This is a genomic window from Qipengyuania flava (assembly GCF_011762005.1).
GTDB lineage: Bacteria > Pseudomonadota > Alphaproteobacteria > Sphingomonadales > Sphingomonadaceae > Qipengyuania > Qipengyuania flava.
Genome location: NZ_JAASQU010000001.1, coordinates 1,094,763 through 1,107,418 on the forward strand (window position 1 = coordinate 1,094,763; position 12,656 = coordinate 1,107,418).

Annotated in this window: 14 protein-coding genes; 6 read left to right on the forward strand and 8 right to left on the reverse strand. The window is 63.2% G+C overall.

Annotated features, from left to right (window positions below):
- Positions 1–179: 179 nt before the first annotated feature.
- Both purS and purQ read left to right on the forward strand, forming a co-directional pair.
- Positions 180–413, forward strand: a complete 234-nt coding sequence (gene purS, locus FHS69_RS05400) for a phosphoribosylformylglycinamidine synthase subunit PurS (RefSeq protein ID WP_067469935.1) — start codon at positions 180–182, stop codon at positions 411–413.
- A complete protein-coding gene (gene purQ / locus FHS69_RS05405; RefSeq protein ID WP_067501911.1) occupies positions 413–1,090 on the forward strand; it encodes a phosphoribosylformylglycinamidine synthase subunit PurQ in 678 nt (225 codons plus the stop codon). Before purS ends, purQ begins: the two co-directional genes overlap by 1 nt.
- On the opposite strand, the gene FHS69_RS05410 is transcribed toward purQ, so the two are convergent.
- Both FHS69_RS05410 and glmS read right to left on the reverse strand, forming a co-directional pair.
- On the reverse strand, positions 1,091–3,457 hold the full coding sequence (locus tag FHS69_RS05410) for a putative bifunctional diguanylate cyclase/phosphodiesterase (protein ID WP_341801717.1): 2,367 nt from the start codon (positions 3,455–3,457) through the stop codon (positions 1,091–1,093).
- Between the two features lie 93 nt (positions 3,458–3,550).
- A complete protein-coding gene (gene glmS, locus FHS69_RS05415) occupies positions 3,551–5,374 on the reverse strand; it encodes a glutamine--fructose-6-phosphate transaminase (isomerizing) (protein ID WP_166776819.1) in 1,824 nt (607 codons plus the stop codon).
- 258 nt (positions 5,375–5,632) lie between these two features.
- On the opposite strand from glmS, the gene FHS69_RS05420 reads away from it, so the two are divergent.
- The gene (locus tag FHS69_RS05420; protein WP_130586244.1) at positions 5,633–7,156 is read left to right on the forward strand and encodes a TadA family conjugal transfer-associated ATPase; all 1,524 of its coding nucleotides are present in this window, start codon (positions 5,633–5,635) and stop codon (positions 7,154–7,156) included.
- An 81-nt stretch (positions 7,157–7,237) separates the two neighbouring features.
- Positions 7,238–7,378, forward strand: coding sequence for a hypothetical protein (locus FHS69_RS05425; protein WP_156492774.1), 141 nt, complete (start codon positions 7,238–7,240; stop codon positions 7,376–7,378).
- A gap of 4 nt (positions 7,379–7,382) precedes the next feature.
- Here FHS69_RS05425 and FHS69_RS05430 read toward each other — a convergent pair whose 3' ends face one another.
- Complete coding sequence (locus FHS69_RS05430; RefSeq protein WP_067469330.1) at positions 7,383–7,613, reverse strand: hypothetical protein; 231 nt, start codon at positions 7,611–7,613, stop codon at positions 7,383–7,385.
- A gap of 80 nt (positions 7,614–7,693) precedes the next feature.
- Here FHS69_RS05430 and FHS69_RS05435 point away from each other — a divergent pair, with 80 nt between their 5' ends.
- Positions 7,694–8,614: a DMT family transporter gene (locus FHS69_RS05435; RefSeq protein ID WP_166776820.1), complete on the forward strand. Its 921-nt coding sequence runs from the start codon at positions 7,694–7,696 to the stop codon at positions 8,612–8,614.
- A gap of 53 nt (positions 8,615–8,667) precedes the next feature.
- On the forward strand, positions 8,668–8,796 hold the full coding sequence (locus FHS69_RS13895; RefSeq protein ID WP_257605014.1) for a hypothetical protein: 129 nt from the start codon (positions 8,668–8,670) through the stop codon (positions 8,794–8,796).
- Between the two features lie 137 nt (positions 8,797–8,933).
- On the opposite strand, the gene map is transcribed toward FHS69_RS13895, so the two are convergent.
- From map to FHS69_RS05460, 5 genes are all read right to left on the reverse strand, one after another.
- The gene (map, locus tag FHS69_RS05440; protein WP_166776821.1) at positions 8,934–9,701 is read right to left on the reverse strand and encodes a type I methionyl aminopeptidase; all 768 of its coding nucleotides are present in this window, start codon (positions 9,699–9,701) and stop codon (positions 8,934–8,936) included.
- 1 nt (position 9,702) lies between these two features.
- On the reverse strand, positions 9,703–9,912 hold the full coding sequence (locus tag FHS69_RS05445) for a ParD-like family protein (protein WP_166777074.1): 210 nt from the start codon (positions 9,910–9,912) through the stop codon (positions 9,703–9,705).
- 74 nt (positions 9,913–9,986) lie between these two features.
- Positions 9,987–10,580 (reverse strand): DUF938 domain-containing protein, encoded by a 594-nt coding sequence (locus FHS69_RS05450; RefSeq protein ID WP_166776822.1) that lies wholly within the window; start codon positions 10,578–10,580, stop codon positions 9,987–9,989.
- On the reverse strand, positions 10,577–12,127 hold the full coding sequence (locus FHS69_RS05455) for a fatty acid--CoA ligase (RefSeq protein ID WP_166776823.1): 1,551 nt from the start codon (positions 12,125–12,127) through the stop codon (positions 10,577–10,579). The genes FHS69_RS05450 and FHS69_RS05455 overlap by 4 nt, the downstream gene beginning before the upstream one ends.
- A 78-nt stretch (positions 12,128–12,205) precedes the next feature.
- Positions 12,206–12,655, reverse strand: a complete 450-nt coding sequence (locus tag FHS69_RS05460; protein ID WP_166776824.1) for an ABA4-like family protein — start codon at positions 12,653–12,655, stop codon at positions 12,206–12,208.
- Position 12,656 lies beyond the last annotated feature (1 nt).

A 12,656-nucleotide genomic window follows, 5' to 3' on the forward strand; every position in this document is an offset into this window, starting at 1 on the left:
GTCGGGCGCATTTGTGGGGTTCCGCGCGGCCCATTGCGGCAGAATCATTACCGATGTTGCAGTTTGGCTACAAGCGCGGCGCATATGTCACTCGCATGACCGCAGCCCGGCAAGCGCGCTCGATGCTTGAATGCGCGCCTAGCCTGCGCCATAGGCGCGCCAAACGAAAGGCTGCCCCGATGAAGATCCGCGTCCATGTCTCGCTTAAGCCCGGTGTGCTCGATCCGCAGGGTCGTGCCGTCCACCATGCGCTCGAAGGACTCGGCTTCGCCGGAGTCGACGATGTCCGGGTCGGACGGCTGATCGAACTCGACGTGGCCGACGATACCAGCGATGCCGCGCTGACCGACATGTGCGAGAAGCTGCTCGCCAACACGGTGATCGAGAATTTCCGTATCGAGAAGGTCGCCTGATGGCTTTCCGTGCCGCTGTTATCACCTTCCCCGGGTCGAACTGCGATCGCGACATGGCGGTGGCGATCGAACGGGCGAGCGGCAGTGCTCCGCTCAGGGTCTGGCATGCCGATGCCGAACTGCCCGAGCGGCTCGATTTCATCGCCCTGCCCGGCGGTTTCTCCTATGGCGATTACCTGCGTTCGGGCGCGATGGCGGCGAACAGCCCGGTGATGCGCGGCGTCAAGGAGCAGGCCGAACGCGGTGTACCCGTGCTGGGCGTGTGCAACGGTTTCCAGGTGCTGACCGAGGCGGGGCTGCTGCCCGGTGCATTGATGCGCAATGCCAGCCAGAATTTCATCTGCCGCACCGTCGCACTGACTGTCGAGAACAGCCAGTCGCTGTTCACGGGCGGCTATGACCAGGGCCAGACGATCCGTATCCCGGTGGCGCATCACGACGGCAATTACTTCGCCGACGAGGACACGCTCGACCGGCTCGAGGGTGAAGGCCGCGTGGCGTTCCGCTATGCCGAGAACTGCAACGGATCGCGCCGCGACATCGCGGGGGTACTCAATGCCGCAGGCAATGTGCTCGGCATGATGCCGCACCCCGAGCGCGCGGTCGACACGGCGCATGGCGGCACAGACGGGCTGGCGCTGTTCGAAGGCGCGATGCGTACGCTCGCCGACGCCTGATCAGGCGCTTTTGAGCCGCTGATCCTGCGGTGCCCGTGCCAGCATGGCGCGCACATCCTCGAGCGGCATCGGCCGGCCGAAGTGATAGCCCTGGATCTTGGTGCAGCCGAGCGAGCAGATCATTTCGACCTCCTCTTCGTTCTCCACGCCTTCGGCGGTCGTGGTCATGCCGAGGCTGTCCGCCATGGCGACCACCGCGCGAATGATGGCGATCGATTCGGGGCTCTGCTGCGCGGCACCCTGGACGAACAGGCGATCGACCTTGATCGTCGAGAACTTGAGCTTGCGCAGATAACCGAGCGAGGAATAGCCGGTCCCGAAATCGTCGAGCGCGACCGAGCATCCCAAAGCCATACAGCTTTCCAGCGCTTCGCGTGCGACGCTTGCATCGCGCAGGAAGATGCTCTCGGTCACCTCGATCTCGAGCCGCTTGGGATCGAGCCCGCTTTCCGACAATGCGCGCACCAGATTGGCGACGAAATCGCTTTCGAGCAGCTGCTCGGGCGAAACATTGACGTTCACCTTGATATGCTCGGGCCAATGTTGCGCGGCCTCGTGGCAGGCGCGTTCCATGACCCATGTCCCGATGGGGACGATGAGGCGGGTATCTTCGGCCAGCGGCACGAACTTGGCCGGGCTGACGAACCCGTGATCGGCGCTGTTCCAGCGCAACAGCGCTTCGAAGCTGACCACCTCTTCGGAGCGGGCATCGACGACCGGCTGGTAGTGCAGCGTGAACTCGTCGCGCTCGAGCGCATGGCGCAGCGAATGCTCAAGCTGGCGGCGTTCCTCCGCGTTGGCGTGCAGCGATGGTTCGTATTCGCGATGCGACCCGCCACCCTCGCCCTTCGAACGGTACAGAGCGAGATCGGCGTTGCGCAGCAGTTCTTCCACCGTGCGTCCATCGCGCGGACCGAAGGCCGAGCCGACGCTCGCCCCGACATAGAGCAGGTGATTGTCGATCTTGTAGGGCTCGGACAATCGCTGGATGATATCGTTCGCCAGCTGGTCGATGCGTTCGCGATTGGGTGCTTCGCGCAGCACCACGGCGAACTCGTCGCCGCCCAGCCGACCGCAGACCTCGCCGTCGCGCATCAGACTCTTCAGCCGCGCCGCGACTTCGGCCAGCATGCGGTCGCCGACCAGGTGCCCAAGCGAGTCGTTGACCGCCTTGAAGCGGTCGAGATCGATCATCATCAGCGCACAGCGCGAACGCCATGCCGCAGCATGTTCGAGCGCCTCGCCCAGCCCCTCGTTGAGCATGCGCCGGTTCGGAAGCTGCGTCAGCGTATCGTAGCGCGCGAGGTAAGCGATCTTTTCCGATGATTCCCGCTGTTCGGTCACATCGGAACCGACCCCGCGGAAACCCTGGTATTTACCCAGCTCGTCGACGATCGGTGTGCCGGAAAGCTCCCACCAGCGCGTCTGTCCGCCAATCGATACTTTGACCGTGAGGTTGGAGAAGTTCTCGCGCCGCTTCAGCTTGTCGGCAAGATCGTGAAGGCTTTGCGGGAACCGGCCGGTTTTCCAGCCATCGCCCGAAATAAGCTGGAGGAAGGACTCGCCCTCGATTTCTCCGGGTTCGAGGCCGAGCGCAAAAGCGAAGCGGGGCGACACGCCGCGCAAACGACGGCTGGTATCGACCTGCCACAGCCAGTCGGCCTGGCCTTCCTCGAATTCGCGCAGCAGCATCGAAACGACTTCGCTTTTCTCCTGCATCGCCGATTCGGCCAGTCGGACGGCCACCGCCACACGGGCACTTTCGATGATTCCGAAGACCGCGAGCAGCGTCGAGAGCGTAACGATCGCGGCAAGCATGAACTGGCCCGTCACGAGGCTGGCGATCAGGCCCCCGAGACTTGCAGCACATGCAAAGGCAATCGAACTGAGCGGCGCGCCATAGCGGCTGGCGCTGCTGCCCAGTACCAGCATCGCAACCACGGCCCAGGCCAACAGCGTGGCACCTGCGCCCGCATATACGGCGCACAGCAGCAATCCTGCCGACCAGATCGCTCCCTTGGCCGCAGTGGTGAGTGCATGTGCTTCCATCTCGGTGACCGAAATGGCGCGGCGGTCGGCATCGCCGAGCTTGAAATCGGCGCGCGCGGAGTATGCGACCGCAGCAATCAGCGTTACGCCCCACAGGGCCAGCGCAACGGTGGGTATGACCTGATATGCCATGACCGCGACCATGGCGAAGCCGACCAGATGCAACACGGCACGCGCCATGACGCGGTCGCGGAGAACCGCATATTGCTGGCCATGGACAAGCGCCCAGTCGGTTCCTTCCGGCGTCTCGAACCCGATCACCTGACGAATCGACAGCGACGCCGCTTTTGCCTTGAGGGTGTTGGACTGCTCGCTCACGAGAGCACGGTTAACGCGAAAGTCTTATCTCCGGGTAAAGGCCCGATGCGGCATGCCCCCGGGAGGTGCCCGGAAACGACCTTCCGCGCTTCATCACTCCACCGTGACGGATTTTGCCAGATTGCGCGGCTGATCGACGTCGGTGCCTTTCACACAGGCGACGTGATAGGCCAGCAATTGCACCGGAACCGCGTATACCAGCGGCGCGATCAGCGGGTGCACCTTGGGCATTTCGATAGTGGCCAGACAGCCCTCGCCCGCCTGCTCCAGCCCATCGGCATCCGAGATCAGCACCACCTGCCCGCCACGCGCGCGAACTTCCTCCATATTGGAGACGGTCTTCTCGAACAGCGGCCCCGACGGCGCGAGGACGATCACCGGTACCTTGTCATCGATCAGCGCGATCGGCCCGTGCTTCATTTCGCCACTAGCATAGCCTTCGGCATGGATGTAGCTGATTTCCTTGAGCTTAAGTGCCCCTTCGAGCGCCATCGGATAGTCGGGCCCACGGCCCAGATAAAGCACGTCGCGCGCCGGCGCGATCAGATGCGCCATGCTCGCGATATCGTCATCGTGATCGAGCGCTGCATTGAGACAGGCGGGAGCCTCGAGCAAGTGACGGACAACCTCCTGCTCCTCGTCGCGGCTCATCAGTCCCTTTTTCACCGCCATATGCGCAGCCAGTGCGGCGAGAACCGCCAGCTGGCAGGCGAAGGCCTTGGTCGATGCGACCCCGATTTCGGGGCCTGCATGGGTCGGCAGCAGCAAATCCGCTTCACGGGCCATCGAACTCGTCGGGACGTTGACGATTACGCCGATCGTCTGTCCATTTTCCTTGCAATGGCGCAGCGCCGCAAGCGTATCGGCGGTCTCGCCGCTTTGCGAGATGAACAGCGCAAGCCCGCTCTCCTCGAGCACCGGATCGCGGTAGCGGAACTCGGACGCGACATCGATGTCCACGGGTACGCGCGCGAACTGTTCGAACCAGTATTTGGCGACCATGCCCGCGTAGAAGGAGGTGCCACAGGCGACGATCGTTACGCGGCGGATTTGCGAAAGGTCGAAGTCGAATTGGGGCAGCGCGACCGAATTGTCCGACTGGCGCAGATAGGAGCCAAGCGTCTGGGCGACGACGGTCGGCTGCTCGAAAATCTCCTTCTGCATGAAGTGACGGTAATTGCCCTTCTCGACGGCCGCAGCAGAAGCCCCCGAGGTAGTGATCTCGCGCTCCACCTGGGCGTTCTCCGCGTCGAAGATCGTCGCGCCGTCGCGCGTCACGACGACCCAGTCACCCTCTTCGAGATAGCTGATCTGCTGGGTCAGCGGCGCGAGCGCCAGTGCGTCAGAACCGATATAGGTTTCGCCATCCGCAAAGCCCACGACTAGCGGTGAACCGCGCCGCGCGCCGATCAGCAAGTCGGGATGATCACGAAAGGCGATCGCCAGCGCGAAGGCACCGCGTAGCCGCGGGAGGACCGATGCGACCGCATCCTGCGGTGTGCTGCCTTCCTCGACCAGGCGCGAAACCAGATGCGCGACGACCTCGCTATCGGTGTCGCTCTCAAGCGTGCGACCGGCATCGCGCAGTTCGGCGCGCAACTCCTTGTAATTCTCGATGATGCCATTGTGCACCAGCGCGACCTGTTCGGTAGCATGCGGATGCGCGTTCTGTGCCGTTGGCGCCCCATGTGTGGCCCAGCGCGTATGCGCGATGCCGATCTCGCCGGGCGCGGGTTGCTGCACCAGTTCGGCGACCAGATTGTTGAGCTTGCCTTCGGCGCGGCGGCGGATCAGCGCGCCGTCATCGAGCGTGCAGACCCCGGCACTGTCGTAACCGCGATATTCCATCCTGCGGAGGCCGTCGACCAGCCGATCCGCTACCGGTTCCTTGCCAACGATACCGATGATGCCGCACATTCACTATGATCTCCGAAGCAATACTGCGCGGAAGCCTTAGCGGTTTGCACCACGCGATCAATCATAGCTTGGCGTTATGCTCACGCAGTCGAAACGCAGGCCCCCGCTTCTGGCAGTAACTATGCGGCAAACCCGCCTTTCATGATTAGGGAATAATCAAGGTTTCCAACCTATTCACCATGCTTCGAAGGATGAGCTTCGTCATATTCGGACAAGGCTTGTCGCACGATTAAAGAGTTTTCTCGGGGGTTTACCGGAATGAGCGCATTCGGACGCAAGAACGGGCCGGCCGGCATGGGTGCCAGCAGTCGTCCGCAGTTCGGTGTCGCCAAGCCCATGCGTGGCGGCACGCCAACGCCCACTCCGACACGCGTCGAACACGACGATGCGGGCGAACAATTCCCCCCGCTGCCCGACGATGTTCCGCCTTCCTCCTCGAGCCCAGCCAGTTCGGATGCGATGTCGCGTCTGCAGGAGCGGATGAACTCGACCCATTCGGGAGAGAGCGAAGTCGGCGGATTCGAAGCCAGCGTCCACAAGATCAAGGAGCAGGTGCTACCGCGGCTGCTCGAGCGCGTCGATCCCGAAGCTGCGGCGACACTGTCCAAGGACGAACTGTCCGAAGAGTTTCGCCCGATCATCATGGAAGTGCTGGCCGAGCTCAAGGTCACGCTGAATCGCCGCGAGCAATTCGCGCTCGAAAAGGTCCTCGTTGACGAACTGCTTGGCTTCGGTCCGCTCGAGGAATTGCTCAACGATCCCGATGTATCGGACATCATGGTCAACGGCCCCGACCAGACCTATATCGAAAAGAAGGGCAAGCTGGTCATCGCGCCGATCAAGTTCCGCGACGAGACCCACCTGTTCCAGATCGCGCAACGTATCGTGAACCAGGTCGGCCGCCGCGTCGACCAGACCACGCCACTGGCCGACGCCCGTCTCAAGGACGGCAGCCGTGTGAACGTCATCGTGCCGCCGCTATCGCTGCGCGGTACAGCTATCTCAATTCGTAAATTCTCCGAGAAGCCGATCACGCTCGATATGCTGAAGGAATTCGGCTCGATGTCGGACAAGATGTGTACCGCGCTCAAGATCGCGGGCGCATGCCGGATGAATATCGTCATCTCGGGCGGTACCGGTTCGGGCAAGACGACCATGCTCAATGCCCTGTCGAAGATGATCGACCCGGGCGAGCGTGTGCTGACCATCGAGGACGCGGCCGAACTTCGCTTGCAGCAGCCTCACTGGCTGCCGCTGGAAACGCGCCCGCCCAACTTGGAAGGCCAGGGCGCCATCACGATCGGCGACCTTGTGAAGAACGCCCTGCGTATGCGTCCGGACCGCATCATCCTCGGCGAAATCCGCGGCGCGGAATGTTTCGACCTGCTCGCCGCGATGAACACCGGCCACGATGGTTCGATGTGTACGCTGCACGCGAACAGCCCACGCGAATGTCTCGGCCGTATGGAAAACATGATCCTGATGGGGGACATCAAGATCCCCAAGGAAGCCATCAGCCGCCAGATCGCGGAATCGGTCGATCTGATCGTCCAGGTGAAGCGTCTGCGCGACGGCTCGCGACGCACCACCAACATCACCGAAGTGATCGGGATGGAAGGCGACGTCATCGTCACGCAGGAACTGTTCAAGTTCGAATATCTGGACGAGAGCGAGGACGGCAAGATCATGGGCGAATACCGTTCGTCGGGCCTGCGTCCCTACACGCTCGAAAAAGCGCGCCAGTTCGGCTTCGACCAGGCTTACCTGGAGGCCTGCTTGTAAGAACGCGCCGCATTTAGGCGACTTCATACAATCCGGCGGCAGCGCATCGTCCTATACCGGCATCCAAGGTAGGACGACCCAATGCTCGACAAACTTCTTTTCCCCGGCGACCGCAAGGCCAAGCGCAAGGATACGCTGCGCGATCTGGCTCGCGAACGACATTTCGAAGCGCTGTTCATGCAGAGCTTTACCGAGATGCGCGCACGCAGCGCCAAGCGCTGATCGGTCAGGCCTGCAGCATTGCGGGGACTGCCGCAGCCAGCAATCCACCGCCGATGACAGCAAAAACCAGGAACAGCCCCGTCCATGGCACCCAGCCAACACGATTGATCTCGCGGCGCTTCACCCGGCGCCGTTCCATCGCCATGCAGACCATCGCGGCCAGCAGGCACGCCCCACCCCAATAAGCGGCGAGTTCGGCGTCGCTGGCGAAAAGCAGGAAATCGGGTTCGGTCACGTCGCGCCATATGGGCGGCCGCCATCCACGCTGCAATCTTCCGTTTGCACCGCAGCATGCGTGGTCTAGCGAACTAGGTGATGCAGCCCGAAAGCGATCACCCCCACCATCGGCCCCTGCTTGCGCTCGTGTTGCGCCTCGCCGCCGCTTTCGTGCTGGCCGGATTGCTCGCCTGCGTCAAACTGGCGAGCGAACGCGGCATCCATCTTGCGGAGATCATGTTCTGGCGGCAGTTGCCGACTATCCCGATCCTGTTCGGCTGGTTCGCGCTGCGTGGCCGCCTTGACGTGCTCAAAACCCGGCGCACCGGCTCTCACCTGCGTCGCTCGGGCTTCGGTCTCGTCGGCATGGCGATGAATTTCGGTGCCGCGACGCTGCTCCCGCTCGCGGTCGCAACCACGCTCAACTACAGCTCGGCGATCTTCGCGGTTTTGCTCTCGGCGCTTGTGCTGCGCGAACCGACCGGGCCGTGGCGTTGGGGCGCGGTGGCGATGGGGTTTGCCGGGGTGCTGCTCATCGCCCAGCCCTGGGGAGACGAACTCCCGCTGCTGGGCGCGGCAATCGCGCTGGGCGCTGCGCTGATGATCGCGCTGATCTCGGTCCAGCTGCGCGACCTCGGTCGCACCGAACACCCCTTCACCATCGTGTTCTACTTCTCGCTGTTCTCTGTCCCCGTGCTCGGACTGGCCATGCCCTTCGTCGCCAAGGCGCATCCGCCGCAGGATTGGCTGCTGTTGCTCGCTTGCGGCGTCATCGGCGTGCTCGGACAGGTGCTTCTGACCGCGGCATTGCGCTACGGCACGGTCGCGAACGTCATTGTAATGGATTATTCGGGACTGATCTGGGCGACGCTGTTCGGCTGGCTTGTCTTCACCAACCTGCCCGGCGCTTCCTTCTGGTTTGGCGCGCCACTGGTGGTGAGCGCCGGATTGCTGATCGCCTGGCGCGAACACACGCTGGGCATGGCGCGCAAGGCGGCTGTGGAACCGAAGCCGCTATAACCCGTTGAACCTTGCGCACCCCGCACCGGGAGCCCTTTGGGAAGGACAAGACGATGACCAAGAAGATCCTGCTCGCACTCGGCATCACCTCGATGACGCTGACCGCCGCCGCCTGCAACACCGTTCGCGGCGCCGGCAGCGACCTTCAGTCCGCCGCAAACACGGTCGACGACGCGACCTGAGCCGAGCCACGTTTTGACAGCGAGACGCCCGCCCTCACCGGCGGGCGTTTTCGTTTGTCAGCCGTAAAACCCTTGCCCGGGCGCGTCGGCCATCGAATCGGCAGACGAAGACGAATTCTAGGCTCAGCGATACGTTGTCAGAATGGAACCTGTTCGTCGCTGCGCAGGGTCAGCACTTCGACACCATCCGCAGTGACTGCGACGGTATGCTCGAACTGGGCGGACAGCTTTCCATCCGCCGTGACAACCGTCCAGCCATCATCGCGTGTGTAGGTCCGGCGGCCGCCCAGATTGACCATAGGTTCGATCGTGAAGGTCATGCCTTCGCGCAGGCGCATACCGCGGCCCGGGCGTCCGAAGTTCAGCACCTGCGGCTCTTCATGCATTTCGCGTCCGATACCGTGACCGCAATATTCGCGCACGACCGAGCAGCCGTTCTTCCTGGCATGCTTTTCTATGGCCGAACCTATATCGCCGAGATGCGCGCCGGGGCGAACCTGCCGGATGCCGGCCCACATCGCCCCTTGCGCGATGCGCGCCAGCCGTTTGGCCGCGCCCGACGCGTTGCCCACGACGTAGGTCTTGCTCGAATCCGCGATGAAGCCATCCTTCTCGAGCGTGATGTCGAGATTGATCAGGTCACCGTCGCGCACGAATTGACGCGCATCGGGCACGCCATGGCAGACGACATCGTTGATCGAGCAGTTCAAAACGAACTGGAAGCCATATTGGCCCTTGCTTGCCGGACGGGCAGCCAGATCGACCGTGATATAGCGTTCGACCAGATCGTTGATCTGCATGGTCGACATGCCGACGAGGTCGATTTCATCGAGCATTTCGAACACCGAGGCGAGCAATCGGCCCGATTTGCGCATCAGCACGATCTCGTCGGGCGTCTTGACCATTCTATGCCGCCGCGCGTCGGTCGCTGTCGCTCTCGGCCACCGAAGCCAGCTCGCGCTGGACAATCTCGTTGAACGAAAGCGTTGGATTGCTTTCGGCCAGACGGCCGATCTTCATCCAGAATTCGGCCTGAGCGTTGATCGACCGGCACATGACCGCGCTGGCCTTGCGCACGTCTTCGTGCAGCGTTTCATCGATCTTGACGATACCCATGGTGTTGCCCGCTTGAGTGAATACACGTTTCATATACGTTTCGCATATAGTTACGTCAATCGGGAGCCGCCGGTTCACTCGCACCGGTAGACCAGCACCAGATTGTTCGCGGGCATCGTGTGGCGCGCGGTTCGGCGCAGGCCGTGGTCTGCGGCCAATGCGTCGAGATCGGCGGTGTTGCGCAGGCCCCATTCGCTATTGCGCTGTTTGAGCGACTGGTCGAACGCCAGGTTCGAGGGCGCGGTTTCCCGGCCGGGTTCGATGAAAGGGCCGTAGAGCACCAGTGGTGCGCCGCTGGTCAATATCCGCCCCGCCCCCGTGAACAGCCCGACCGCCGCCGGCCATGGGCTGATATGCACCATATTGACGCATAACACCGCATCCGCCGCCGCGATCGGCCAATTGGCCTGCGCTGCATCGAGCGTGATCGCGGGACGCAGGTTCGCAACCGCCGCTTCCGCCGCCCAGGCATCGACCGAGGCCAGCGCCTCGAGATCGACATCGCTCGGTTGCCACCCGACCGCAGGAAATTGACGCGCCAGAAATACAGCGTGTTCGCCGCTGCCGCTGGCAACCTCGAGGACCAGCCCGCGATCAGGCAATTCCTCCGCCAGCACTTCGGCCAGCGGCTCCGAATTGCGCGCGGTGGCGGGAGCGTGGCGTTTCAATTGACCTGCCTGTCGCGCCCTTCCCAATAGGGCGCGCGCAATTCGCGGCGCAGGATTTTTCCGCTGGCGTTACGCGGCATTTCGGGAATGACATCGACCGTCTTGGGGACCTTGAAGCCCGCCAGCCGCTCGCGCGTGAAGCTGATGATATCCTCGGCGTCCACTTCGCTGCCGGGCTTGGCCACCACGCAGGCCTTCACCGCTTCGCCCCAGGTATCGTCGGGCACGCCGATCACCGCCACTTCGCCCACTGACGGGTGGCCGTAGATCGCGCTTTCGACCTGTGCGGGATAGACGTTCTCGCCGCCCGAAATGATCATGTCCTTGATGCGGTCCTGAATATAGACATAGCCATCCTCATCCATATAGGCGGCGTCGCCCGTGTGCATCCAGCCGTCCTTCAGCGCGCCCTTGGTCGCATCGGGCAGGTTCCAGTAACCCTGCATGTTCGACGGGCTCTTGCACACCAGTTCGCCCACTTCGCCATGCGGCAGTTCGGCGCCGTCTTCGCCGACCACCTTGAGCTCGGCGCCCGGCACCGCCTTGCCCGCGCTGCGCATGCGCTGGTTGCCGTCGAGCGCGTGATCTTCGGGCGGGAGCATGGCGATGGTGCCGGTCGTCTCGGTCATGCCGTAGCATTGCAGGAAGCCTGCACCGGGAATGGTCTGGACCGCCTCGCGCAGCAGGTCGAGCGGGATCGGCGCGGCGCCATACATGACGTATTTGACCGCCGACATGTCGGTGTCCTTCGCGCGCGGGTGCTGGACGACCATTTGCAGCGCGGCGGGCACGATGAACAATCGCGTTATGCCCTGCTCGAACGCATCGAGCACCCCGTCGGGGGTGAATTCCGCCTGCACGATCGCGCGGATGCCGGCGGCGATCGCCATGATGCCGAGGCCGGTCCCGCCGATATGCGCGCAGGGCATGCAGATAAGGATTGCTTCGTCCTCGTCCCAGCTCGACCACGGCTGCGCCGCCGCTTCGGCGGGCAGTCGCAGTGAAAACAGATTGGCATTGGTCAGAACCGCACCCTTGGGATTGCCGGTGGTGCCCGACGTGTAGAGCTGAAGCACCGCATCGTCCGCACCCGCGGGATCAAATAGCGCCGCCGGTGCCCCGTCGATTTCCGCCTTGGCTGTCGGCGTATCGAGAACTGTCGGCGAAGCCTCCGTCTCGGCGCAGGCCTTGGCCGCGAGATCATCGAACCCCTCGTCGATGAACAACAGCTTCGCCCCCGTATCGGCAAGGATATAGGCCACTTCGGGCGCAGCAAGGCGCCAGCCGATCGGGACCATGACTGCGCCGAGGCGCGCGCCCGAATAGAACAATTCGAAGTAATGCCGCGCATTCTTGCCCAGCCACGCGATCCGGTCACCCTTCTCCACCCCGCGCGCGCGCAGCATCGCCACGATCCGGCGCGAGCGTTCCTCTAGGTCGGCGAAGCTGATCGCCTCGCCATCCTGCTCGAGCGCGGTCTGGTGGGGCTTTTCCTGCGCCCAATGGGTTATCAGCTCATCGAAAGTGAGCTTCTCGGTATCCGCCATGCATCCTCTCCGCTGTTTTCAGCAGTTGGAGCGCATCATGGCATAAGGGTTGCGATGCGCAACCCGATTCCGCCGCTGCTATTCCCAGCGGCCAGCCGTCCGCGCGCGCCGTTCGCGGATAACGAGCCACAGGAACAGTCCGAGCGGACCGGCCATGAAAGTGGCGAAGAGAATAGGCGCCTGCAGCAGGCGCGAGAAGCCCTTGGCATCGGCATCGCGCGCGATCCACAGCCCGGCGAACATGTCAAAGGCGAGATAGTGGATCCAGCCGATCGTGGTGCCGCCATCGCTGGCGAATATGCCGCGAACCCCTTCGATACTGGAAAAGCTGGCGGGTGCCTCGCCGCCCACCGCGTCGAATGTGCCGGTCAATATGCCGATCAAACCCACGCTATAGGCGAGGCACAGCAGGCCGACGCCCGCATAAAGCACCCCCGCCAGAAGCGCGGGCCAGCGTGGCAGCAGGATCAGACCTGCCCACATCACCATTGCGAGCACGTTCGCCGTGCCGAACACCGTGTCCCACATC

Bases quoted from the DNA above. Each gene is read 5' to 3' on its own strand.
- FHS69_RS05435 (WP_166776820.1), top strand. From the start codon at position 7,694: ATGCAGCCCGAAAGCGATCACCCCCACCATCGGCCCCTGCTTGCGCTC.
- purS (WP_067469935.1), top strand. From the start codon at position 180: ATGAAGATCCGCGTCCATGTCTCGCTTAAGCCCGGTGTGCTCGATCCG.
- FHS69_RS05445 (WP_166777074.1), bottom strand. From the start codon at position 9,912: ATGGGTATCGTCAAGATCGATGAAACGCTGCACGAAGACGTGCGCAAG.
- FHS69_RS05425 (WP_156492774.1), top strand. From the start codon at position 7,238: ATGCTCGACAAACTTCTTTTCCCCGGCGACCGCAAGGCCAAGCGCAAG.
- FHS69_RS05460 (WP_166776824.1), bottom strand. From the start codon at position 12,655: ATGTGGGACACGGTGTTCGGCACGGCGAACGTGCTCGCAATGGTGATG.
- glmS (WP_166776819.1), bottom strand. From the start codon at position 5,374: ATGTGCGGCATCATCGGTATCGTTGGCAAGGAACCGGTAGCGGATCGG.
- purQ (WP_067501911.1), top strand. From the start codon at position 413: ATGGCTTTCCGTGCCGCTGTTATCACCTTCCCCGGGTCGAACTGCGAT.
- FHS69_RS13895 (WP_257605014.1), top strand. From the start codon at position 8,668: ATGACCAAGAAGATCCTGCTCGCACTCGGCATCACCTCGATGACGCTG.
- FHS69_RS05455 (WP_166776823.1), bottom strand. From the start codon at position 12,127: ATGGCGGATACCGAGAAGCTCACTTTCGATGAGCTGATAACCCATTGG.
- map (WP_166776821.1), bottom strand. From the start codon at position 9,701: ATGGTCAAGACGCCCGACGAGATCGTGCTGATGCGCAAATCGGGCCGA.
- FHS69_RS05420 (WP_130586244.1), top strand. From the start codon at position 5,633: ATGAGCGCATTCGGACGCAAGAACGGGCCGGCCGGCATGGGTGCCAGC.